Annotated in this window: 23 protein-coding genes; 9 read left to right on the plus strand and 14 right to left on the minus strand. The window is 43.5% G+C overall.

Annotated elements, in window-relative coordinates:
* Positions 1–157 precede the first annotated feature (157 nt).
* The 8 genes from scpB to mrdA form a co-directional block, all read right to left on the minus strand.
* Complete coding sequence (gene scpB / locus Q9G97_RS03760) at positions 158–700, minus strand: SMC-Scp complex subunit ScpB (protein ID WP_305899767.1); 543 nt, start codon at positions 698–700, stop codon at positions 158–160.
* A 163-nt stretch (positions 701–863) separates the two neighbouring features.
* Entirely contained in the window at positions 864–1721 is an 858-nt protein-coding gene (locus Q9G97_RS03765) for a ScpA family protein (protein WP_305899768.1), read from the minus strand.
* Between the two features lie 35 nt (positions 1722–1756).
* A complete protein-coding gene (locus Q9G97_RS03770; RefSeq protein WP_305899769.1) occupies positions 1757–2848 on the minus strand; it encodes a tryptophan--tRNA ligase in 1092 nt (363 codons plus the stop codon).
* Between the two features lie 116 nt (positions 2849–2964).
* On the minus strand, positions 2965–4059 hold the full coding sequence (locus Q9G97_RS03775; protein WP_305899770.1) for a lipid A biosynthesis acyltransferase: 1095 nt from the start codon (positions 4057–4059) through the stop codon (positions 2965–2967).
* A 613-nt stretch (positions 4060–4672) separates the two neighbouring features.
* Positions 4673–5059 (minus strand): 30S ribosomal protein S9, encoded by a 387-nt coding sequence (rpsI, locus tag Q9G97_RS03780; protein ID WP_201572473.1) that lies wholly within the window; start codon positions 5057–5059, stop codon positions 4673–4675.
* 9 nt (positions 5060–5068) lie between these two features.
* On the minus strand, positions 5069–5497 hold the full coding sequence (gene rplM / locus Q9G97_RS03785) for a 50S ribosomal protein L13 (RefSeq protein ID WP_201572475.1): 429 nt from the start codon (positions 5495–5497) through the stop codon (positions 5069–5071).
* 195 nt (positions 5498–5692) lie between these two features.
* Complete coding sequence (gene rsmD, locus Q9G97_RS03790) at positions 5693–6364, minus strand: 16S rRNA (guanine(966)-N(2))-methyltransferase RsmD (protein WP_305899771.1); 672 nt, start codon at positions 6362–6364, stop codon at positions 5693–5695.
* A 100-nt stretch (positions 6365–6464) separates the two neighbouring features.
* The gene (gene mrdA, locus Q9G97_RS03795; protein ID WP_305899772.1) at positions 6465–8471 is read right to left on the minus strand and encodes a penicillin-binding protein 2; all 2007 of its coding nucleotides are present in this window, start codon (positions 8469–8471) and stop codon (positions 6465–6467) included.
* A 547-nt stretch (positions 8472–9018) separates the two neighbouring features.
* On the opposite strand from mrdA, the gene Q9G97_RS03800 reads away from it, so the two are divergent.
* From Q9G97_RS03800 to adk, 6 genes are all read left to right on the plus strand, one after another.
* The gene (locus tag Q9G97_RS03800; RefSeq protein ID WP_201572481.1) at positions 9019–10353 is read left to right on the plus strand and encodes a hypothetical protein; all 1335 of its coding nucleotides are present in this window, start codon (positions 9019–9021) and stop codon (positions 10351–10353) included.
* 381 nt (positions 10354–10734) lie between these two features.
* A complete protein-coding gene (locus tag Q9G97_RS03805; RefSeq protein ID WP_305899773.1) occupies positions 10735–12777 on the plus strand; it encodes a heme lyase CcmF/NrfE family subunit in 2043 nt (680 codons plus the stop codon).
* Positions 12778–13425: a DsbE family thiol:disulfide interchange protein gene (locus tag Q9G97_RS03810; RefSeq protein ID WP_305899774.1), complete on the plus strand. Its 648-nt coding sequence runs from the start codon at positions 12778–12780 to the stop codon at positions 13423–13425.
* Positions 13422–14066, plus strand: coding sequence for a cytochrome c-type biogenesis protein (locus Q9G97_RS03815; RefSeq protein WP_371747925.1), 645 nt, complete (start codon positions 13422–13424; stop codon positions 14064–14066). Before Q9G97_RS03810 ends, Q9G97_RS03815 begins: the two co-directional genes overlap by 4 nt.
* Complete coding sequence (gene ccmI, locus Q9G97_RS03820) at positions 14066–15349, plus strand: c-type cytochrome biogenesis protein CcmI (protein ID WP_305899776.1); 1284 nt, start codon at positions 14066–14068, stop codon at positions 15347–15349. The genes Q9G97_RS03815 and ccmI overlap by 1 nt, the downstream gene beginning before the upstream one ends.
* A 268-nt stretch (positions 15350–15617) precedes the next feature.
* Positions 15618–16271 carry an adenylate kinase gene (gene adk, locus Q9G97_RS03825; RefSeq protein ID WP_305900260.1) on the plus strand — a complete coding sequence of 218 codons (654 nt, stop codon included), beginning with the start codon at positions 15618–15620 and terminating at the stop codon, positions 16269–16271.
* A 141-nt stretch (positions 16272–16412) separates the two neighbouring features.
* On the opposite strand, the gene secB is transcribed toward adk, so the two are convergent.
* The 4 genes from secB to rsgA all read right to left on the minus strand — a co-directional run bounded on the left by secB (position 16413) and on the right by rsgA (position 19311).
* Positions 16413–16883 carry a protein-export chaperone SecB gene (gene secB, locus Q9G97_RS03830; protein WP_305899777.1) on the minus strand — a complete coding sequence of 157 codons (471 nt, stop codon included), beginning with the start codon at positions 16881–16883 and terminating at the stop codon, positions 16413–16415.
* A gap of 133 nt (positions 16884–17016) precedes the next feature.
* A complete protein-coding gene (gene grxC, locus Q9G97_RS03835) occupies positions 17017–17280 on the minus strand; it encodes a glutaredoxin 3 (protein WP_305899778.1) in 264 nt (87 codons plus the stop codon).
* 319 nt (positions 17281–17599) lie between these two features.
* Entirely contained in the window at positions 17600–18052 is a 453-nt protein-coding gene (locus tag Q9G97_RS03840; protein ID WP_201572493.1) for a rhodanese-like domain-containing protein, read from the minus strand.
* Positions 18053–18210: 158 nt separating this feature from the next.
* On the minus strand, positions 18211–19311 hold the full coding sequence (gene rsgA, locus Q9G97_RS03845) for a ribosome small subunit-dependent GTPase A (protein WP_305899779.1): 1101 nt from the start codon (positions 19309–19311) through the stop codon (positions 18211–18213).
* A gap of 151 nt (positions 19312–19462) precedes the next feature.
* Between rsgA and orn the strand changes: the two genes are divergently transcribed.
* Entirely contained in the window at positions 19463–20053 is a 591-nt protein-coding gene (gene orn, locus Q9G97_RS03850; protein ID WP_305899780.1) for an oligoribonuclease, read from the plus strand.
* A 90-nt stretch (positions 20054–20143) separates the two neighbouring features.
* Here the strand turns inward: orn and Q9G97_RS03855 are convergent, their stop codons facing one another.
* Both Q9G97_RS03855 and Q9G97_RS03860 read right to left on the minus strand, forming a co-directional pair.
* The gene (locus Q9G97_RS03855) at positions 20144–21001 is read right to left on the minus strand and encodes a UDP-2,3-diacylglucosamine diphosphatase (RefSeq protein WP_305899781.1); all 858 of its coding nucleotides are present in this window, start codon (positions 20999–21001) and stop codon (positions 20144–20146) included.
* Positions 21002–21058: 57 nt separating this feature from the next.
* Positions 21059–21571: a peptidylprolyl isomerase gene (locus Q9G97_RS03860; RefSeq protein WP_201573739.1), complete on the minus strand. Its 513-nt coding sequence runs from the start codon at positions 21569–21571 to the stop codon at positions 21059–21061.
* A 376-nt stretch (positions 21572–21947) separates the two neighbouring features.
* On the opposite strand from Q9G97_RS03860, the gene Q9G97_RS03865 reads away from it, so the two are divergent.
* Complete coding sequence (locus Q9G97_RS03865) at positions 21948–23690, plus strand: glutamine--tRNA ligase/YqeY domain fusion protein (protein WP_305899782.1); 1743 nt, start codon at positions 21948–21950, stop codon at positions 23688–23690.
* A gap of 148 nt (positions 23691–23838) precedes the next feature.
* A complete protein-coding gene (locus Q9G97_RS03870; RefSeq protein ID WP_305899783.1) occupies positions 23839–24585 on the plus strand; it encodes a phospholipase D family protein in 747 nt (248 codons plus the stop codon).
* The last annotated feature ends 108 nt before the right edge of the window (positions 24586–24693 follow it).

A 24693-nucleotide genomic window follows, 5' to 3' on the forward strand; every position in this document is an offset into this window, starting at 1 on the left:
TTTTTATAAATGTAGGCTGGGTTTTTAACCCAGCTTTTTGATTTTTAAAATACTTTTAGATTTTGTAGGATGCGCCACGCGCACCGATAATGACGCTACTATCAACCATCGGTGCATGAAATGCACCCTACGCCTACTTTGCTGCGCATTTTGCTAATTAGATACTTGACCCTATCGCTGCCAAATCTGGCATCGGTGGTAGCTCATCTAAATGGTTCAGCCCAAACGCATCCAAAAATTGCGCGGTAGTATGTAATAGAGCAGGGCGTCCTAAAGTGTCTTTATAGCCATCCTCGACTATCCAGCCTTTATCAAATAGCTGGCGTAGCATATTGCTCGATAACGTCACCCCGCGCACATATTCGATATCACTACGAGTCACGGGTTGCTTATAGGCGATGACACTTAAGGTTTCCAATAGCGCTTGGCTTAAGCGCTGCTGGCGCTGCGGGAATGCTTGTTGAATGAGCCCACTGTAGCTATCGGCGATCTGCAAGCGATAGCCGCTAGCGGTTTGATTTAGTCGCAATACGCCCGTCGCCAAGCGTTGTTGCAGAATAGCTAAGGCTTGCTCGAGCTGTTTGTTGGATAAGCTAAGATGTTTTTGTAGATCAGCAGCAGTAAGTGGTGTTTCGGAGGCGTGTAGTAGTACCTCGATATGCAGGCTATGACTGTGGCTTTCGGCATTACTATTAGCCATTGAGAGTTGCTCTTTTTGTTTAATTTTTATCGAGATGTGTAGGGTGTGGTTAGTTTTATTAAATTCGCGTAGAGAATGCAGATAAAACGTAACCCGCCTTTTTAAAATTTAATTTGATAGGCCGGTTACGCTGCGCTAACCACACCCTACACCTAATAACACCTTACGCCAACCATGCCAAATTTAATTGGTCTAAAGGCTCGTTTTTATCATTGTTCATAACCCCAACCAACTGACGTTTCATTAGCTCTAATACTGCAACAAAGCTAACCACCACCCCGATTTTACCTTGGGTTTTATCTAATAGCTGATGAAAAGAGCGCGTGCCATCGCCACTTAACTGGCGACTGATACTAGCAATACGATTGGCGAGCGTGACGCTATCGGCTTTTATGGTATGGGCGTGCAGTTGATAATCAGGTTGCAGCTGCATTTTAAATAAGCTCTCAATAAGCAGGTTAGGCGAGTAGCTAGGCAGTTCAGCTTGCATAATATCGTGGTCAGGCATACTGACCAATGCTAAGAAAACATCGCGCTCAAGGCGTACGAGCGTATCTAAGCGCTGGCTTGCGCCTTTTATCTGCGCATAAGCTTCCAAGCGTTCAATAAGTTCAGCCTTGGGGTCACGCTCATCGGTTGGCGTTTGTGGTTTGGGTAATAACAGCTCAGACTTAATAGCGATTAGGGTTGAGGCCATCAGTAGATAGTCACCTGCCAGCTCAAAATGCTCGTGATCTAACTGACTAATATAAGCCAAATACTGCTCGGTAATCGGCAGTATTGGCATTTGGGTCAGATCAAAGTTGTTCTTTTTGACTAAGTATAATAAAAAGTCTAATGGCCCTGCAAATTGCTCAAGCCAAATCGCAAAAGCTTGCGGTGGTACATACAGATCGTCAGGCAGCTGCTGCACAGGTGTCTGATAAATACGTAAGCTTATATCGCGCTCATGATGATGGCTAGAGCCAGTGCTAGACTCTACAATGATATTCTTAGCTGAGAGTTCAGTATTGGTTAGCATGCGCTTGGCTACCTAAGTTATCCAATTGACTCAAGTTACTTAAGCTTAGCAAGCGGTCGAATACCGATAGCGCGGCGAGTTTTATCTAGCTGCTTACGGCTATGACGACGGGCTTTGTCTGCGCCCATTTGCAAGATTTCTTCAAGCTCTTTAGGGTTATTCATCAGCTGCTCATAGCGCTCGCGAAACGGGGCAATCTCAGTATTTATTTTATCGAATAGTGCTTGCTTAGCATCACCCCAACCAATACCTGTAGTAAAGGCTTCACGCATAACAGCGACCTCCTCAGCGGTAGCAAAGGCTTTATAAATCTCAAAAATAGCTGAATCATCAGGGTCTTTTGGCTCATCAGGTAGCTGAGAGTTAGTCACTATTTTCATAATCGCTTTGTGCATCTGCTTCTCTGAGCTGACCTGCGGATTCATCTCACCAAATAGCGGGATAGTATTACCGTAGCTTTTGCTCATTTTACGTCCATCAAGGCCCGTTAATAATGGTGTATCATCATCGACGACGGCATTAGGTAAGGTAAACAGCGGCTTATAGCGATGATTAAAAGTACCTGCGATATCACGCGCCATCTCGATATGCTGAACTTGATCACGGCCTACTGGCACGTGGGTCGCATTAAACATTAAGATATCAGCCGCCATCAGCACAGGATAACCGAATAGCCCCATCGTCACGCCTAAATCAGCATCGACATCATTGTCTACGTTGACATCGACAGCGGCTTTATAGGCGTGGGCACGGTTCATCAGCCCTTTGGCGCATGAGCAATTCAACACCCAAGCCAGCTCTGGTATTTCAGGCACATCAGACTGACGATAAAAGGTCACGCGCTCAGGATCAAGGCCACAGGCCAACCAAGTCGCGGCAATCGATTTGGTCGATTCATGAATCACCGCAGGATCATAACAGCCAATAATGCCATGATAATCCGCTAAAAAGAAAAACGCCTCATCATCGCTGTTTTGAATAGACTCAATAGCAGGACGAATCGCGCCAACATAATTGCCTAAATGTAGCGTACCTGTTGGTTTAATCCCTGTTAAGATGCGTTTGCTAGCTTTGGTATTATCAGTAGCAGTGTCGGTAGTAGCAGGTTTAGCAGTGTTGTCGCTCATAAAAGATCCGTTATTGTATTTATAATAATATTAAAAGGTAGCTATAAAAATTTGACGCTAATAAATAGGGGTAAAGTATAACAAATTTACGCATTAGCTAATATCGCGTGTAGCGACTATTTATAAATGTCAGTACGCCCATTAGGCCCATTCTTAAAACGCCTGTGAAACCACATCCACTGCGTCGGATCAATGCGTATCAAACCCTCTAATATCTCATTGACGCGCGTAGCATCTTTGATTTCATCATTGCTAGGATAACCATCCAAAGCTGGGGTAATGGTTAGATGATAATGCGGTCTTTTGCCTTTAGGGAGATTATCTGGTGTTTGCCGATAAGTATGCAGCGCCATAACCGCAGGTGGGTTGTTTTTGTTACCCATTTTGGCAAGGCGTCTTGAGGCCGTAATCGTGGCGGCTGGCACCCCAAAAAAGGGCGCCATGACGCCTTGTTTTAGACCGTAATCTTGATCGGGCGAGTACCAAATCACATGACCGCTATTGATAGAGTCCACTAAGCTGCGCATGTCACGGCTTGAGATTTGCTTACCGAAGATAGAGGTGCGACCATTGTAAATAAACCAATTAAGTAGCGCGTTGTTTTGCGGTCGATACATGCAATCGGTTGCAAAAAACTGAGTGCAGAGTAATCCACCCAGATCGAGCATCGTATAATGAGCGCCTAATAAGATAACCGCACGACCTTCATTTTGTGCATTAACCAAATGCTGTAAGCCTGAAATAGACACCGTACGGGTAAAGACGTTTGGGCGGAACCAAGCGCACAAGGTTTCAAATACCCCAATACCTTGATTGACAAAGACTTGCTTCGCCATTAGCTCACGTTCAACTGCTGGTTTTTCAGGAAAGGCTAATTTAAGGTTGATCAACGTATCACGTCGTCGCGAGCCTGCCAGCTTATATATCAAGATACCCAGCTTACGCCCCAGCCAAAACTGTAAACGCAGCGGTAAATAGATCATAGGAAACACAATAGCCAATAGCAGCCAGATAGCCCAGTATTTGGGCAGTAAAAACTGCCACTCAAAAGCTTTTTTGTGAGCCTTAGCGGTACGCTTATGGGTTTGGGTAATCGTCGGCGTACCAGCGGGAATAGCTGGTGCTGGACGATCTGGCGATTTGTGACCTCCAGCTGGCGGAACATCTTGTGAGTTGGCTTTGCTAGGGTCGTATTGTTCAGGCGCTTTCATAAAAGGGATACTAGTAATAAAAGTTGCTCTTATGATGGGGTAGCACTGCTGACTTTGCAAGCTGGTTTTTAAAATGGTGGTTAAGGTTGTTTGAGTTTTATAAGTTTGCTAATGAATTGGTTTTCTTTATTTATCCGTGGGTTGCCACCCACGCTACTTAAAGTTGAATTAAGAATCGATTTATATCTTATAGGTCATTGCAATATCAAATCATTTTAATGATTTAGATTATGCCGTAGGCTGGCGCTTTTAGCCCAGCGCTTTTGTTTATATCATTAAATAAGACACATTTTAATATTAATTTTATAATACGATTTTTATTATTTAATATTTTGATTTTGCATAATGTTTGCTGGGCTGAAGCCACAGCCTACGCGACGTTAACTATTTTTGTTTTAATTTAAAGCTAATCTATATTTTACAGTTTAATATAGCAGTCTATCTATTCATTCTATCGATATGTTCGATTTTCCTTCGCTCATAAAAAAACCTTATAAGCGATAAATCACTTATAAGGTTTTGCAAATCTATGCTTTTATTTATTGTTGCTAGTCTTAATAAACTAATAATGCGTTCAACAGAGTAGCGGTAAATAAATAAGCAATAGCTTTGATTAACGTTTCGAGAATTGTGGACGTTTACGTGCTTTACGTAGACCAACTTTCTTACGTTCAACTTGACGTGAGTCACGAGTGACAAAACCAGCAGCTTTAAGCGCAGGCTTATTGGTTTCGTCAAGCTCAACTAATGCACGAGTGATACCGTGGCGAATAGCGCCTGCTTGACCACTGATACCACCACCTTTTACAGTGATATAGATATCATAAGCGCTAGCAGAGTCAAGTAACTCTAATGGCTGACGAACAACCATGCGTGAAGTCTCACGGCTGAAGTACTCATCAAGTGGCTTGCCGTTAACTTTGATGTCACCAGTACCTTTAGATAAAAAGACACGAGCAGTAGAAGTCTTACGACGACCAGTTCCGTAATTGCGTTCCATAGTATATCCTTAGATGTCTAATTCTTTAGGTTGCTGAGCGGCGTGTGGATGCTCTGTGCCCGCATACAATTTCAGCTTCTTAATCATTGCATAGCCAAGAGGACCCTTTGGAAGCATACCTTTAACAGCCTTATGCAAAACATCTTCAGGCTTCTTTGCAAGCAGCTTAGAGAAGTTAGTTTCTCTGATACCACCTGGATAACCAGTATGACGATAGTACTTTTTGTCTTGCGCTTTTTTGCCCGTTACCGTGATCTTGTCAGCATTGATGACGACAATAAAGTCACCAGTGTCAACGTGCGGGGTAAACGAGGGCTTATGCTTGCCACGTAAGCGAGTAGCAATTTGAGTAGCTAGGCGACCAAGAGTTTTGCCGTCAGCATCTACGACAAACCAGTCATGGGTCACATCAGCTGGTTTTGCACTAAGTGTTTTCATGATAAAACCTTAAATTTAGAATTCGTTGAGAGTTTAGCTGGGAACGGGGCTCTCAAAAAACAGACTGCACATTATAAGCAGTAGAGCAGATGGTTGCAAGCTGCATTGGGGTTTATTTTTGCCTACCGCTTATTAATGAGTCATATTCAGCAGGTTTTTGCCTTTATTATCATTTTAAATGATAAAGAGGTTCGATTATGACGAGGTAAGCTGATAAAGTCCAGCAACAACTTGGCCAATTTGGGTTTGTTTAAGGCAGTCAAAACCTTGAAAGTCTGCTGTGGCTACTTTTTGTTGCAGTATCGATGTTAAGTCTGTTAATTGCTCAGTCAAGTCTTTATCCGCTTCTAAGTAGATAAGGCTAGTAGTATCGATTAATTGCTGTTCGATCAAAGCGTTTAAAATCGGGCGCCATAGATCCTGCATATAAGGCGGATCAATAAAGACGATATCGAATGGACGATCAAAACTAAGGTTTTGAAGCAATACTTGCTCAGCGGCTCCCGCTATTATTTTATAATAATCAGTATCGAGTTTGAGTTGCTGGGCGCTGTGCTCAAGACGTTTAGCTTGTGTTTGGTTAAATTCAATAAAAGTGCAGTGCGTCGCGCCCCTTGATAAAGACTCAAAGCCTAGCACTCCGCTACCCGCGCAGCTATCGAGCACATGTGCGCCGTGAATATCGGCTAATAGCCAATTAAATAAGGTCTCACGCAATCGATCAGGCGTCGGGCGCAGGCCATCGGCATCAATAAAAGTGACCAGACGACGTTTAAACTGACCACCGATAATGCGAACGTCACCAGCAGATTTATCTTGGTTTTTAGTTTTAGATTTATGACTACGGGATGATGTTGGCTTTTTCATAATGATTTTATCTTTATGCGTAATGGCGTGATTTTAAAAATTGTAAGCACTCTTTAAATTAACATGAGTTGTTGTGGACTGAGGTTTATTTTTAATAATCTCATCCGCTAGTTGCTGTCGCTATAACAGCAGCAGAGGCTTTTTCCGCTTCGGCTTCTGCCTTAGCTTCTTCCTCTAATGCTAGTCTTTGGTCGCGTATCACATCACGCGCGGCTTTATCGACGGCCTTTTGGCGTTTAATAATAGCCAGCTGATCGGCGCTGGGCGGTAGAATAGGTTTGGTTTTGCGCTGCATTACCCAGTAATCAAATAGCGCCCGACCGATAGGAGCCGCTACTTTACTGCCACCACCTCCATTTTCGACTAATACTGCCAGCGCAATATCTGGATTATCAACAGGGGCAAACCCTGTGAACCAAGCATGATCCCAATGACGCTTATCAAGCGAGCTTTTATTATAACTTTTACCTTGAGCGATAGATTTGACCTGTGCCGTTCCTGTCTTGCCTGCGATACGATAGCTTGGAGTATAAATACCACGAGCGGTACCATTTTTGACGGTATCTTCCATCGCATCATGCATACGTAACCAGTCCGAGGGTTTACCATTGTACTCAATCTTGCCATCAGGCTTAGTGATAACGTTGACCGCTGCGCTACCATCGCTACTTTTGAGAAGGTGAGGGGTAATATGCTGACCCTTACTGGCAGTCATGGCAGTGGCGTTAGCAACCTGTAATGGCGTGGCTAAAAAATACCCTTGACCAATACTGACTGAGATGGTCTCACCAGGCAGCCAACCTTTATCATAGGTTTCTTTTTTCCACTGCGCTGAGGGCATAATGCCTGATTTTTCATTGGGTAAATCAATACCAGTCTGTGCACCAAAACCAAACTTTGACATCCAATCATGCAAGCGCTCAATACCCATCTCATAAGCCAGTTTATAATAATAAGTATCGACCGACATCATGATTGATTTTTTGAGGTTTACAGTGCCATGACCACCTTTTTTCCAATCTCGAAAGCGATGACTGTCACCTGGTAAGCTAAAGTAACCAGGATCATAAATCGTCGTCTCCCAATTACGTAGACCGTAATGAATACCCCCTAATCCTTCAAAGGGCTTTATGGTAGAAGCAGGGGGGTACATACCTTGCAATGCACGGTTATATAATGGCTGATCGAGATCATCTCGTAGTTCACCATAATCTTTAAACGATATTCCTGATATAAAGGGATTTGGATTATAGCTTGGGTTACTGACAAAGGCTAAAACATCGCCGTTTTTGGGGTCGATGGCGACAATCGCACCACGCCTGCCATCTAACTGCTGCTGGGCTACGGTTTGCAAGCCATAATCTAAGCTCAAAGTAATGTCATTACCTGCCGTTGGTGCTTTAGACTCAAGCTGGCGCAAAATATTACCATGCGCATCGGTTTCTACTGACTGATAACCGGGCTGACCGAGCAAGATATCTTCATAAAAATCTTCAATACCAATCTTGCCAATCAGATCCGTACCTGCGTAACGGTCTTTATCGATCCGTTTGCTTTCTTTATCATTAATACGGCCGACATAACCGATCACATGCGCGAATAGCTCATCATAAGGATAAGAGCGAGTCAGCTTACTTTGTATATCTACACCCCGAAAAAACGGTTTGCGCTCACTAAACTGCGCCAATTGCTGCTCAGTGACATCGATCTTGATAGTCACAGGGTCATTTTTACTGCGGCTAATACGAGCCAAAATATCAGTAATATCCGTATCACTTAAGTCAAAAATAGGCGCGAGCAGTGCCAAGGTTCGCTCTGGGTTTACTACCTCATCAGGGCTGAGCATCGCAGTAAATACAGGCTGATTATCAGCGAGCAATATACCATTACGATCATAAATATAACCGCGACTAGGCGGTGCTGAGATGAGCTTGATACGGTTGTTATCTGCTTGGGTCAGATACTGCTCATGAGCATAAACTTGCAAATAACCATAACGCAGCAGCAAGCCACTGAGGCCTGCAAATATAAGCACACCAAGAATAATAATACGGTGCATAAAGATGCGATTGACCTGTTCAGTGTCTGGCGCAAGCGGTTTATTCATGTAAAAATAACATCCTGTTTATTAGCTGAGCCAATACTTTTACCAAAAATAAAAGTAATCAAAAATAGAAGCATCAAAATCTGAAATAAATGATAAGCAATCGGTATAGCTAGCGAATTATAACAGAACAACCTACGTTCTGTGCTACTTGGCACAGCGATTAGCGTCTGTTAAATAGAAAGCAGCTAACATCCAATCCATTAAGGTGCTAAACCTATATTAATGTAATTAAAACAATAACCTATGTCTGAAATAGAAGTAATGGGTCAGCTGACAGCGTTATTCAAGGTTCAGCAGAAAATGACGTTAACAATCATCACTTGTGCAGTCATTTATGAGCGCTAGTAAGCCGTGCTAATAAATGCTAAGTATGTTAAAATCAGGCGTTTTATTTTACCGCAGTTATCCTGTTTATTAACAGCTATGTTTCATTCAACAGCGGTTTTAATAACTGGTTCAATAACGACAAATTCAATAACGACAACGCTAATAACCATAAAACAATAAAACAATAGAGTAACGATAATCGTTGGGGGCATAAACAGTCATGGTTGCAACTTCAATATGGCAGACGCTCGCTGAGCATCCAGAATTCCTTGCCATGCTGACTATTCCGCCTGTGACCGCGTTTGTCACTTGGGTACACGTATGGATGGCACTAAAAATGCTGTTTTACCCTATTAAGTTTTGGGGTATTCGTATTCCTAACTTTCCCTTTTTTGGCTTGCCTGGTATCGGCTGGCAAGGTATCGTGCCGCGTAAGGCGGGCAAGATATCAGGAGTGATTGTTGATCAGACATTATCCAAGTTAGGCTCGCTTGATGAGTTTTTTCAAGCGATGGAGCCTGAGCAAATGGCGGTATTTATCACAGATACCGTCGATCAAAATCTTGAGTCACTCATTGATGAGATTATGCTTGAGCGCTCAGAGACCCTATGGAATAATATCCCTTATGCGCTCAAACGCCGTCTTTATGCGCAGGCGCACCAAGAGCTGCCAGCCATCATGCAGTCGCTAGTGACGGACTTGACCTATCATGTCGAGGATTTAGTCGATATGCGTCAGATGATCGTTAATAAGATGGAGAGCGATCGGCGTTTGATGGTTAATATGTTCCTTAAAGTCGGTCAGCATGAGATCAATTTTATTTGGCATATCAGTGCGCTCATCGGCTTGATCTTTGGCATTATTCAGATGTTTATCTTTTTGATGGTGCCTGTGCATTGGACCGTGCCCTTTTTCGCAGCAGTTTGGGGGTTGTTGACCAATTGGATTGCGATTTGGATGGTGTTTAATCCGATTGAACCTAAATTTATCCCTTGTTTTAAGTTCTTTAGCTGGCGTAAAGGCTTTCCTTTTATTACCTTACAGCGCCCTCATGTCGCACAATTTCGCTGGCAGGGCGGCTTTATGAAGCGTCAAGAGGAGGTCTCTGAAGTATTTGCTGAGATTGTGGTCAAAGATTTAGTCACTTTAGAGAACATCATGAATGAGATGATGTATGGTGATCGTGCCGCACAAACGCGTGAGCTGATGAAGTCGCATCTTTATGAGGTATTGGATTCGCCATTAGTCAACACCACTTTACGTATGGGACTGGGTCGCCGTGAATTTGGTCAATTAAAGAACACTATCATTGATAAATCTATCAATGCCACTATGATACCGATGCGTGATCCTGAGCTTAATGAGAGCCGCGCTAGTAAGATATTTGGTCTATTTCGAGATCGTATTCGTGCCTTGTCGCCGCATGAGTTCCAAAATCTATTGCGACCAGCCTTTCAAGAAGATGAGCTGACCTTGATTGTGTTGGGAGGGCTTACAGGATTCTTGGCAGGCTGGCTACACTTGATACTGGTATTCTTCCCAGCGGTAAGCTAATTGTAGCTTCTTTTTTTTAAGTTTTTTAAAACTTGCTTTTTTAGGACTTAAAGTTTTCTTTAAGTCCGAATTTTTATGATAGAGGGGTTATGACTCACTTTTTAACCGTTTTTATAGCAAAGTGTTGAAGGCATCGATCGTAATCACCATCAAATACTAGAACAAATCAGTTAGCTGTCATAAAGTCTTGCTCAATATCTAATAATGTTTATTCATTTAAAAAGTGACTTAAAAAGTCATTTAAAACCAGCAGTTAAAACAGCATTTAAAATAAACCAGTCGCACTAAAATAATATTCGCAATAGGCTAGTGCAGTTACAGTCTTGATTCGATTCATCAAGCGGCTGCACAGACTGTAAGCGTATAACAAGGTTAGACCGTATGTTAATCACAGAATTAGGTTATTTGGCCTTGCTGGCCGCTTTTATGTTGGCGATTTTGCAAGTGGTATTGCCAACGATCGGGGTTATGCAAGGGCGAGTGGCTTGGCAGCGTTTGGCACCAAGTTTGGCTTGGGCGCAGTTTGTGGCAATGGCTATCTCTTTTGGCTCATTGATGGCAGGCTTTTATTATAATGACTTCAGTCTGGTCTATGTCGGTCAGCATTCTAATACGCTATTGCCTTGGTATTATAAGCTTTCAGCGACTTGGGGTGGTCATGAAGGGTCGCTATTGCTATGGATGACTATTATGGCCACTTGGTGTGCCTTGGTATCCTATTTTAGCCGTGGCCTGACATTATCTATGCGCGCGCGAGTATTAGTGATATTAGCTGGCGTCCAGACCATGATGCTGGCGATGCTGATTTTCACCTCATCGCCTTTTGATCGTACTCTACCCAATCTAATCGTTGATGGCGGTGATCTTAACCCTGTATTGCAGGATTTTGGGCTGATTATTCATCCGCCTATGCTGTATATGGGCTATGTCGGTATGGTCGTGCCTTTTGCTTTTTGTATGGCGGCACTGTGGGAAGGTCGTTTAGACGCGGTCTGGACGCGCTGGTCACGACCTTGGGCATTAGCGGCTTGGGGATTTTTGACTATTGGTATCGCTTTGGGCTCATGGTGGGCTTATTACGAGCTGGGCTGGGGCGGCTGGTGGTTCTGGGATCCTGTAGAGAACGCCTCACTGATGCCTTGGCTGGCGGGTCTAGCATTGATCCATTCGCTGGCAGTCACTGAAAAGCGTGGGGTCTTTAAAGCGTGGACGATTATGCTGGCTATTTTTGCCTTTGCGCTCAGCCTGCTCGGCACTTTTTTGGTGCGCTCAGGGGTTATTACCTCAGTGCATTCATTCGCCGCTGATCCAACTCGTGGCTTAGTGATTTTGGCTATCCTAGGCGTTATCATTGGTGGTGGCCTGCTGATGTTCGCCGTGCGCGGTTGGCGCTTGACCGTTGAGAGTCAGTATCAGCTGATCTCACGCGAGTCGTTCTTAGTGATTAATAACGCGATTATTCTAATTTCAACCTTAGTCGTCCTACTAGGAACGCTTTATCCGATCATCGCTGATGCCTTTAATTTAGGTCAAGTGTCGGTCGGCTCTCCCTACTTTAATGCGCTGTTTGTACCGCTAACGTGGCTGCTATTAATTGCGATGGGTATGGGCTCTAACATTCGCTGGAAAAAAGACACGCGTCCCTTATTAGGCGTAGGTCTGGTGATAGCGGCCAGTAGCTTGGTGTTAGCGGCTATCATTGCCTATTTTGTTCATCCATCTTCTATGCTTAATATTGGCGTCACATTAGCTGTGAGCTTTTGGGTGCTGTTCTGGATGGGGGTTGATTTTAGAGATAAAACCAAAAACGCGCCTAGTTTGGTCAAAGGCTTGCGTCAATTGCGTCTGAGCTATTGGGGTCAACAAACCGCTCATGTTGGAGTGTTAGTCGCCGTCATTGGTGTGGCTTTTACCAGCAGTTTGAGTATTGAGCGCGATGTGGCGATGGCACCAGGGGAGACCGTGAATGTACAAGGTTATGACTTTACGCTTACCGAATTTAAAGAGATAAAAGCCAGTAACTTTGATGCCACTCAAGCAAAGGTTGATGTCAGTAAAAATGGTCGCGATGTGGCGACCCTTTATCCTGAAAAGCGTACTTATATTATTAGTACCATGCCAACGACTGAGGCGGCTATTAATGCCAGCCTGATGCGAGATCTATATGTCGCACTAGGTGAGCCTATCGCTGATGGCAGCAATCAGTGGGCGATACGTATTTATGTCAAGCCGTTGATTCGTTGGATATGGCTGGGGGCGATCATTATGGCCTTAGGTGGCCTGATCAGTATGCTGGATAAGCGCTACCGTATCAAAAAGGTTAAAGCGCCATTGTTAACCGCTGCGCCAAATGCTATGACAGCAGATAGTACAGCAACTCCAGTAACTGCGCCAGCAGCGACATCGACTACGGAGGAGCGCTAGATGACCTCTAACAATAGCTCTAATAATGAACAGCCTGCTAAACCAGTAAAAACCATGAAAAAAAAGCAGATGAAGCTATGGTTTCTCATTCCGCTTATCGTGTTCTTGGGACTAATCATGATGTTGTATGCGCGCTTGGGTAAGCCTACTGAGATTGTGACCAATACGGCTCTTGAGCGCTCAGTGCCCGCTTTTGAGTTGCCGCTGCTATCGGATACTACACGGATAATGACCAATGATAATTTGCCTGAGCAGCCGTTCTTGATCAACGTTTGGGGCTCTTGGTGTCCGACTTGTATTGTCGAGCATCCGTTCTTAATGACGCTTGAGGAGCGCGGTGTCAATATTGTTGGTATCAACTATAAAGATGAGATCGGTAATGCGCTGGGCTATCTAAACCAGCGCGGCGATCCGTTCTCAATGTCGATTCAAGACTCGTCTGGACAGTTTGCGCTAGATTTAGGCTTGACGGGTGCCCCTGAGACTTTTGTGGTCGATGGCGATAGAGTCATTCGTCAGCATATCATTGGCGAAATCAATGAAGCCAATTGGCAAGCACGCGTCATTCCCTGTCTGACGGTGCTGAATGAGGCAAGCAATAATTCGACGGCTCCTGATGCCACTCAAGTCGCGGAGGTCTGTCAATAATGTCAAATTCAATATCATTCAATTCTATTCAACGCAATTCACTATTTAAGCTGGCAAGTGTATTCACAGCCGCTCTAGCTACGGTTATATTAGCGTTTGTATTTAGTGTCACAGCTTATGCCGCAATCGATGTCTATGAGTTTGACTCAGTACAGCAAGAAGCGCAGTATCGCGGTCTAATCGAAGAGCTACGTTGCCCTAAATGTCAAAACCAAAACCTTGCAGGCTCTGATGCGCCTATCGCCCAAGATCTTAAGCAAAAAACTTATGACTTAGTTCGAGACAATCGTAGCGATGGTGAGATTCGTGACTATATGCAAGAGCGTTATGGGGACTTTATTAGTTATAAGCCGCCAGTACGCCCGTCAACATGGATATTATGGTTTTTTCCGCCCCTATTATTAGTTGTACTTATCGGAGGCTGGTTTTGGCAAAGCCGACGTCGCCAGCTCACCGCTCGTGGTCAAAGCGGCCCTTCAGTTGAACACACGACTACACCGCTAACGGCTAGTGAAAAGGCCGAACTCGATCGGCTATTATCCCGTAACCTTGATTCAAGTGCTACTGATTCAAACATTACTGATTTCAATAGTAGCTCAACGGATACTATTCAAGACATCACAAGCACGGAGGACAGATAATGACCCTATTTTCTACTATGGGCTTATTTATTGCTCTAGGCTTATTGATTACTATAGTTTTAGCCATTGTCGTGGCTATGCCTTGGCTGCGCTCAAAGCGATTGCAGCATAATGCAGTTGATAATCAGCTCCTCGACATCAATGTCACCGTCTTTCGTGAGCGCTTAGCTGAGCTCAAGGTCGATAAAGATACTGGTACTATCGATGATGATCATTATCAAAACCAAAAGCTTGAGCTTGAGAGGCAACTACTAGACGCCCAGCGCCAAGTTGCGCCTATGGTCACTCCAGGACTTAAAAGTCGTTTGCTATTGATCGTTTGGGTACCTGCGTTAACCGCTATGGCTTATCTATTAATCGGTGACCGTACGCCTGTATTTGACTTTTGGGCGGGCGAGGATAGAGTCGGTCAAGTCGCTGACGATCTATTAACAGGTAAGATCGATCAGCCACCCGCTTGGGCGATCAGCGATGATGGGCGAGAGCTGATCACGACCATGCAGAGCAATGTACACCAGCATGCCGATGACCCTAATCGTTGGATGCGCTTATCAGAGCTGTTCTTATCGCTTGAGGCGACGGACTCTGCTATAGAGTCGTTATCACGGGCTTATCGTCTGTCACCTGATAACGAAGAGATTGCTACAACTTATGCGCAGATTAGTTTTTTTGCTAACGAAGGTCAGCTCGATGCTAATAGCCGCCGTGTACTACAAGATGTGCTAGCCAAGAACCCACAGCACGAAGGCGCACAGATGCTGATGGCGATGGGTGAGGCGCGTAGTAGTAATTATGAACAAGCCCAAGGCTGGATTAAGCGCTTACGTGCTAATATCGCTGCTAAGCCTGGAGATCATACTAGGGCTTTAGCTAGCCTTGATGAGCTCAGCGCTAACGTAGATATGCAAGAACAGCAAGCAGCAGCAGGTATTGAGGTGACGGTCACTATTAATGCCAATTTATTGCCTTTGGTAAAAGCGGATGATGTGCTGTTCGTGGCTATTCGTGATGTCAATGGTGGGCCACCGTTTGCTGCCAAGCGCTTGCCTATTAGTGTGATTAAGCAAGGCGAGGCTAGTATCAGCCTAAGCGATCTTGATGCGATGATGCCTGAGCGTACGATAGCCTCTGCGCGCGCTGACAAAATTCAGTTAGCCGTGGTCGCTCGTATTAGCCATAGCGGTAATGCTATTGCTGAGTCTGGTGATCTATCAGGTAATCCAGTCGTGATTGGTAATGAGCAAAATCAAGTCAATGTCGAGATTAATCAGCAAGTGCCTTAAGTGCCTTAAGCTGGTCAATGCTTGAGAATAGCTTATAAGGTTTTTTGATAAAAATTGCGTACTGAGTTTGCTTTTAGAACGCAATTGATTGTTATAAATATTTATATATGAATCATGAGTCATAGCTATCCATTACCTTTTTACTAAAAAGTCTTGAGCTTTACAAAACGGCAAGGTAAGGTAAGCGTGACTTTTTTGGATTGAACTATTTTATTTATTCGTTTTATTCTTTATTTTAAATTTACTCGTTAAGGAGAGTCGTATAATGATGCGTATTATTTTGCTAGGACCACCAGGTGCAGGTAAAGGTACTCAAGCTCAGTTTATCTCAAAAGAGTATGATATCCCGCAGATCTCAACAGGTGATATGCTACGCGCAGCGATAAAAGAGGGCAGCGAGCTCGGTCAGCAAGCGCAAGGCATCATGAACGCTGGTGGCTTAGTCTCTGATGATTTGATTATCAATCTAGTCAAAGAGCGTATCGCCAAACCTGACTGCGTCAATGGTTGTATTTTTGATGGTTTTCCGCGTACTATTCCACAAGCGCAAGCTTTGGCTGATGCTGAGGTTAAGATCAATCATGTGGTTGAGATTAGTGTGCCTGATGATGAGATCGTCAAGCGCTTATCGGGTCGTCGCCAGCATGCAGGCTCAGGCCGAGTTTATCATATCGATCATAATCCACCGACGGTAGAAGGCATCGATGATGTCTCAGGTGAGCCTCTAATCCAGCGCGAAGATGACAAAGAGTCAACTATTCGTGAGCGTCTAGCCACTTATCATAAGCAAACCTCAACGCTAGTCGGCTTTTATCAAGATAAAGCCAAAGAGGGTGCTGATGCGCCTGATTATGACAAGTTTGACGGTACCCAAGCTATTGATACTGTTAAAGCGCAGATTTTGAGCGCTTTAAAAGGCTAGTTTTTCTGATTTTATAGTGTCTGCAAATTAAAAACCTCGATTAAATATCGAGGTTTTTTTGTTTTAACTTACCATCCATAAAAAAGCCGCCACCTCAAATAAAGTGACAGCTTTTATAATCTATTCAATTTTGCTTAAAACTTAAGCTTTACCTTCGGCGTCGATCTTTGCGTTGTCTAAGCCGCCTGCTTGCTCTTGGCTTTGCGCGTAGGCTTGGTCAAAGTTGACGGGCGCTAATAACAACTGCGGGAAGCTACCACGAGTGACGATGTCGCTGATCACTTCACGAGCATAAGGGAACAAGACATTAGGGCAATAAGCACCTAATATCTGACCGATTTGGTCTTCTGGAATACTCTTTAACAAGAAGATACCTGCTTGATGCACCTCAGCGATAAAAGCGGGCTCATCAGAATTATTAGCAGTAACGCTGACGGTCAAAATCACTTGATAATGATCATCGTCGAGCTTTTCGGCATTGCTTGATAAGTTAATATCTAACTCAGGATTCCACTCTTTAGTAAAAACTTCTGCGCCTGGCACTTCTAATGACATATCTTTTACGTAGATGCGCTCTAGTGCTAATTGTGGTTGCGCTTGTTCGTCAGCCATGATAATTCCTCTGGTAGTTGGTCAAATAGTTGGACAAAAATTAAGGTTAAGGGTTAGGGCGTGTTTGATCTTTCACAACAAAACACTACCATAATAAAAAGCTATATATTAATAATGGTAGTGTTATAGCAAATTAACCTGCTAATAATTCGTCAAGCTTGCCTTGTTGATTGAACTGATTTAGTTCATCAAAACCACCGACAAAAGTATCACCGACGAATATTTGCGGTACTGTACGATAGTTATTGGTCTTTTTCATCAGCTCGCGACGCTCGTCACTGCTTATATCATGCATGCCAATCTCTTCATATTCAACGCCTTTATTCTTTAATAATTGTTTAGCGTTTGAGCAGTAAGGGCAAATAGGGGTCGTATAAACTTTTACAGAAACAGCCATAATAATTCCTCGATAGATTAATAATTATTAGTTTGTAGCACAATACTTTTTATAGTATAAAAAATATAATAGTTATAGCCAGTTTTTGGTCAATGCTTGAATAACTATTGAGCTAGTATTTGTCTATTGTCCTGTATAAAGTGGGGCTAAGCCATATTAATTCAAGCATAAAACAGGCAAAATTAACAACTATCTTGCGCAGAGAGTAAAACTAACCATAACGCTATCACTGAAAAGTCACACCTCTGTGTAAAAGTCAGCGATAAAAAAAGACATCTAGCGATAAGATGTCTTTTATAGCTCTAGTTATAACGACCCGCTATTTGTGCAGGCTAGGTTTGCCTTTACCCTTGGCCTTAGAGGTATCTTTCAGACCAACTAGCGGCATACCACCTGCTTGCCAACCGCCGATACCGCCCTCTAGACGATAAACGTTTTCTTTGGCGATCATCTGTACCGCAGCACCAGCCGTTGCTCCCATATCACAGATAATAATAACAGGATGCTCAATGGCGCGTACTTCATCCAAACGCTCTTTTAATTCCGTAAAAGGAATGTTACGACTGCCTTGAATATAGCCTGTGGTATATTTCTTTTTAGCGCGTATATCTATAAGCTGTGCGTTTTGCGAGTTGACCATCATGCCAAGCGTATTGGCCGAAATCTTTTTGCCACTACGTTTGCTTTCAATAGTAAAAAACAGTATGGCAAGCACTGCTAAAATACCAAATAAAAACGGGTGGTTGCCCACGAATTCTAATGCACGATCCAAAACGTCTCTCCAAAAATAGGTGCTCTATTAACCGTAAGCTACAGCTAACCTGAGTGAACAAGGCGCTATTATACCGACTAGTGGCTTTATAGTAAACGGGCACAAAAACGCAAAGCTTAGAGCTGCTATATAACCTTAATAAACAGCTCTAGAATAATCTAATACGGTTTAGTGTCAGCCTCTTGAGTCAAAGTGACTAAATTCTCAACACGACGCTGTAATACTTGGCCCTCCGCCACTGCGGCCCATAGCGCGCAGCCCTTGCTATTGTGGGTGTGGCGACAGTCGCGAAACTGACAATGACCAGACAAAGGGGCCAGCTCAATAAAGCCTGAAATGATATCATCAGGAGTCAGATGCCAGATACCATACTCGCGAATACCAGGCGTATCGACAATGCCGCCTTGAGTCAAATCATCAGGATTAAAAGGTAGCAGACGGCTTGTGGTCGTTGTGTGTTGACCTAGTTTTGAATTGTCCGAGATGATATTGACGCTTTGCGCTGAATCTGGCAATAACGCATTGATTAAGCTGCTCTTACCAACACCAGATTGACCCGCAAAAATAACCAGCTTTTTATCAATGTAATGCTTTAATTCGCTTAAACCTTGCTGATCTTGACTGGCTGCGACGTTTTCTGGACAGTCCACTGAGGTTAATACACTCTCATAACCAAGGGCGGCATATTGAGTCAGCAATTCACGAGTATCGGCATCGTCCTCTGGTAATAAATCCGCTTTGTTTAGCACGAGTAAAGGCTGCACGTCTGCGTGATGACAAACGACCAAATAACGATCTATCAAAGTCGGCGCAGCGGCTGGCAGCGGGGCAAATACTATCGCTAAAATATCGACATTAGCCGCGACAGGCTTGAGCTTATGGTAGCGATCAGGCCTTGACACCATCGACGTCCGCGGTTTGACTGACTCAATACGCCCAAAGCCTGTATTGGAGTCTGCACCCCAGCGTACTTGATCACCTGCTGCTAGCATCGGCAAATTAGTGCGCACATGACAACGCCAAATGTCGCCAAGTGCCAGCGCCTGCCAAAACGGCTCAGGATCATCAGGGCCAATCTCTGGTTGCACAGGAATCACAGCAGGTAGACTCGTCACTTGTACCTCGAGCTGCTTGCCATAATGCGCCATAACCACGCCATCCATCAGGCTATCGTCAATACTATCTTGACTCTCTAGCTGCTGTTTATCGATGCGACGGATTTGTTGTTTGGTCAGTTTGCGTTGTCGAATTAAAGCCATAGAGACTGCCTATTTAAAGTGATGCTAAATCAAAATAGCTTCAATTGTAACGTGAAAATTTGCTAACATACAGCTTTAACTAATCGCGTCAGGCAGTGGTTTTGTAACCCCTTGAGCACAATACTTACGCATAATAAATATTGGACACCTTATGAGCACAGACCATCCCAACAAGATAAAGATCAAAAATGAAGGCAAAAAAGGGCTGGTATGGATAGATTTAGAAATGACTGGCCTTGATACCTTAAATGACGAAATCATTGAGATTGCCACAGTCGTGACCGATCAAGACCTAAACGTATTAGCCGAAGGGCCTGTGTTTGCTATAAAAGTGTCCGATCGTATCTTAAACGGTATGGATGACTGGAATACTAAGCAACACGGTCAATCAGGACTCGTTGATCGTATTCGCCGTAGCACAGTGACTTTGGCTGAGGCCGAAGCGGAAACTATCAAGTTTTTGAATAAATGGGTCGATCAAGGTAAGTCGCCGATGTGTGGCAATTCTATTTGTCAGGACAGACGCTTTATGGCGCGGCAAATGCCAGAGCTTGAAAGATTCTTTCATTATCGTAATTTGGATGTATCGTCTATCAAAGAGCTCTGCTTTCGCTGGCGTCCTGATATTCTAAAGGATTTTGTAAAAGGCGGCAGTCATTTAGCGCTTGATGATATTCGCGACTCTATCCGCGAGCTTAAACACTATCGTCAGCACTTTTTTAAATTGATTGCTGAGGATTAGAATCAGTTATTTGCGTTTTTTGTAGGGTGCGTTTTACGCACCAATTCTTGATTATAGCTGTTCAAACGGTGTGTAAAACGAACCCTACAATTACCTTACTAAATATCGAAACTCAACCAAGTCAAACTCAGCACTGTCGTTATTAATATAGTCGTCCAACGCACCCTTAGCAGTAATTGCGCCAATGACGGCGCTTACTTTTGGCTTACGTGTGTCTGTATCAAGCAAGCGCCAGTCACCTAGCACATAACGACTCTTGCCCTCATCGCTTTGATGAATCTCAGGGCGATGCGTATGGCCGTGTAGCAGCGCATTAGAGTGATAAATAGCTCTATTCACAGCACCTTCATTCACATCCATAATATAGTCTGCTTTTTTGGTATTATTCTGCTTACTCTTAGTGCGGATGTTATCGGCGATAGTTAAGCGCTTCTCTAAAGACTTGTTGAGCAAATACCATTTAGTAAAGCGATGCTGTATGATTTTACGGAAAAACTGATACTTTTTATCGTCCGTACACAGCGCGTCGCCATGCTCTAAACGAAAAGACTGCTGGCCAACTTTTATAAAATAAGGCTCATAAATGAGCTGACCGCCGAATAAATCGCAAAATAACTGATCCAATAAAAAGTCTCGATTGCCATGCATCACTAAGATATGACAGCCCTTTATACGCAGCTGTTTTAGCTTAGCAATCATCGGGGTTAGCCAATGACTCTGTCGTGCGTCATCTGACAAGCTTAAATAAGCATCATCACCGAGCCACACCTCGAACCAATCGCCTAAGATAAATAGACGCTTAAGCGCAGGCAGTGCTAAACAGTCATCTAGCAGCGCTAAAAAAGCCTGCACAAGGGCAGGCTCCTCTAGTGATAAATGCAAATCACTAACCAATACTTGCCGCACCTGATGAGGACGGCTCGTCATTAGATGCTCAAAACTTTGCATTTATCTCTATCCTAATATAGTTGTTTATCAATCAGCAATTTCGCAATGATTTCAAAATTACTCAGAGACAATTTTAGCTGAGTTAATCGTTATCGGTGTTTTTGGTACATCAGCATGCATACCGAAACGACCTGTTGGTACGCCGCGCATTTTTTCGATGACGTCCATACCGCTCGTGACTTTACCAAATACGGTATAGCCCCAACCTTGCGCATTCTTGCCGCTATGATTTAAGAAATCATTGTCTTTTATGTTAACAAAGAACTGGCTGGTTGCTGAATGAGGGTCTTGGGTACGCGCCATAGCGATAGTGCCTTTGTCATTCTTAAGGCCATTATCCGCTTCGTTTTCAACAGGCTTATTAGTCGGCTTCTCATTCATCTGTTCATCCATCCCGCCACCTTGAATCATAAAGCCGTCGATGATGCGATGAAAAATAGTACCTTCGTATTGGCCTGATTTTACGTAGCTTAAGAAGTTTTCTACTGTTTTTGGTGCTTTTTCTTCATTGAGTTCAATAGTGATGTTACCCATTGAAGTCTCTAACTCTACTACTGGCATATTGCTCATAGTTGTTTCCTGGTTGTTGGTGTTGGATGTTAAATTGGGCTGAGCTTGTGAAGCGATCGTACTATTAGTACTAGTACAACCTAGTATAAATAAAGGGGCAAATAAGCTGGCAAACCCGAATGTTTTGATAGCATGCATAGATCTTCCTTTTAGCTCATAAGAGTCAATCTTAATTTAGGTGCTAGTCTAACGGCTTTTTTAGCACATGTCATGTATCTGGCTGTTAATGAGTTTGCAAAAGCTGATAGAATAACGCAACTTTCTATTATCCATCACTTTTAAGCAGCCTTTTTTAAAGTAGCCCTTTTTTAATTTTATTTTTTACAAAACACTTTATAAATTGATGAACTGTCAAATTGCCTAGGAGCAATGAGCAATGAATAAACCTGTCAATAATGCAGATTTGAAGAACGAGCCAAAAAACGATTTTATTCGTAATATTATTCGTGAAGATGTCAAAGCAGAGAAATACAAGCAGATAGTCACGCGCTTTCCACCTGAGCCAAACGGCTATCTGCATCTCGGTCATGTGAAGTCGATTTGCCTTAACTTTGGCGTGGCCGAGGAGTTCGGTGGTATTTGTCATTTGCGCTATGACGATACCAATCCGACTGCCGAAAAGCAGGACTACATCGATAATATCAAGACGGATGTGCAGTGGCTGGGATTTGAGTGGGCAGGAGAGGCGCTACATGCTTCTAGCTACTTCGACCAGCTCCATGCGTGGGCGGTGCAATTGATTGAGCAAGGTGATGCCTATGTCGATCTGCAAACTCCTGAGCAAATAAAAGACAATCGTGGCTCATTCAATGAGGTAGGCAAGCCTTCACCGCAGCGCGAGGCAAGCGTTGAAGATAATCTAAAATTATTCGATGACATGAAAAACGGCAAATATGCGGATGGAAAAGCCGTACTGCGTGCCAAAATCAATATGTCTGACGCTAATATGAATCTGCGTGATCCCATTATCTATCGCGTGATGCATCAAGAGCATCATCAGACGGGCGATAAATGGTGCATCTACCCGATGTATGATTTTGCTCATCCGCTATCGGACGCCCATGAGGGTATTACCCATTCGATCTGTACGCTAGAGTTTGAAGATCATCGTCCATTCTATGATTGGATCGTGGCGAAGATTGGCTTTGATATACCGCCACATCAGTATGAGTTTTCGCGCTTAAATGTGGATCATACTCTAACCAGTAAGCGTAAACTCAAACAATTAGTCGATGAAAATATTGTTAGCGGCTGGGATGATCCACGCATGCCAACTATCGCCGGTATGCGTCGCCGTGGCTATACGCCTGAGGGACTGCGTGACTTCTGTGATCGAGTTGGCGTTACCAAAGCGGATAGTGTGGTTGATATGCGTTTGCTTGAATTTAGCATTCGTCAGTCACTAGACGATACGACCGCGCGTGGTATGGCAGTATTAAAGCCATTAAAGGTGACGATTACTAACTTTGATGAAGCGGTTGAAGAGTGGGAGACCCTCAAAGCGGATAGCGTCAATGCACGTTTTGATAAGGACAGCCAAACGTTATGGCTTACTCAACCTAAGCATCCTAATGTCGAGGATATGGGTGAGCGCGAGATTCCGTTTACCAAAGACTTGTATATCGATCAAGGTGATTACGAGCTTGAGCCGCCAGCAGGCTATAAGCGCCTGTCACCAGAGAAGAGCGAGATTCGTCTGCGTAATACTTATGTGTTAGCAGTGACTGAGCATGTACTAGATGACGCAGGGAATGTTACTGAGCTAAAAGCCACTATTGATCCGACAACGCTAGGTCAAAATCCTGAAGGTCGTAAAGTGAAAGGCGTCATTCATTGGGTGTCAGCTAGCCAAGGCATTCCAGCGACGGTTCGTTTGTACGAGCAGTTATTTAGTGTTGAAGATCCGAGCAGTGTTAGCGACGTTCATGAAGCGTTAAATCCTAACTCATTAACTGAGCTTAGTGCGGTAGTTGAGCCGTCATTGGTAGCCGCTGATGCAGGCACGCGCTTTCAGTTTGAGCGTGAAGGCTACTTTATCTCAGATGCCGTTGAGCATAGCAATGAGACACCCGTATTTAACCAAATCGTCAGCTTACGCGATAGTTATAAGCCTGCTTAATCGACAACGATAATATAGTGTAAATTTACTAGACAATAGTAGTTTAAAGATTAGCCCATTTCAAGTAAGCTTGAGGTGGGCTTTTTTGTAAGCATGGAATTTCTGATTTATAGTCGTAATGATAAATAAAAAATATTGAGGGTTCGATATGGCAAAATTTTTAAATAGCAGTGGCACCACTTATCACTTAGAAGAATTGATAAAAAACGCCTCTGACAGGTTAATCATTATCAGTCCTTACCTAAAGCTGAATGAGCGTATTAAAGAGTTATTAGAAGATCGCAATCGTCTTAAGATTGATATCCGTATTGTTTATGGAAAAAACGACTTACATCCGGAAGAGATCAATTGGCTCAAAAATTTAACCTTTATTCGCACTAGCTTCTGCAAAAATCTCCATGCTAAATGCTATTTAAATGAAAACGAATGTATTATCACTAGCCTCAATTTATACGAATTTAGCCAAGTGAATAACAATGAGATGGGCGTGCTGATTTACCGTAATGATGACGCTAAGTTATACGCGGATACTTACGAAGAAGCGCAACGCATTATCCGTATCAGTGATGAGGTGCGGATGTCGCTTGAAAAAGTAGGCGACTCCGATAATAAAGCGACGTCAAACGCAAATGCTGATGGCGAGACTGCGGTAACCGCCACTACGAAACCTGTGGAAGTGGCCGCACCTAATTACTCAAAATTGACCACAGCAAAATTAGCTAAAGAGTTAGGGCTTAAAACTCAGGAACTAAATAGTAAACTATTAGAAGCGGGTTACTTAGAAGACAAAGAGGGCGAGCTGGTACTCACAGATGCTGGCAAGTTAGCAGGTGGTAGTAGTAAACGCGGTAAATTTGGGGAGTTTTGTCTTTGGGACTCAGGAATAGTAATTTAGAATATTAGGTTCACAAAAATATATTTTTGCTTAGCCTGAAATAGAATAACGGCATTACAATCTGTCACAAGACATTCATAACCAATTTGTTAAGATTGAATAGATTTC

The organism is Psychrobacter sp. M13 (assembly GCF_030718935.1).
In the GTDB taxonomy this organism is placed as follows: domain Bacteria; phylum Pseudomonadota; class Gammaproteobacteria; order Pseudomonadales; family Moraxellaceae; genus Psychrobacter; species Psychrobacter immobilis_G.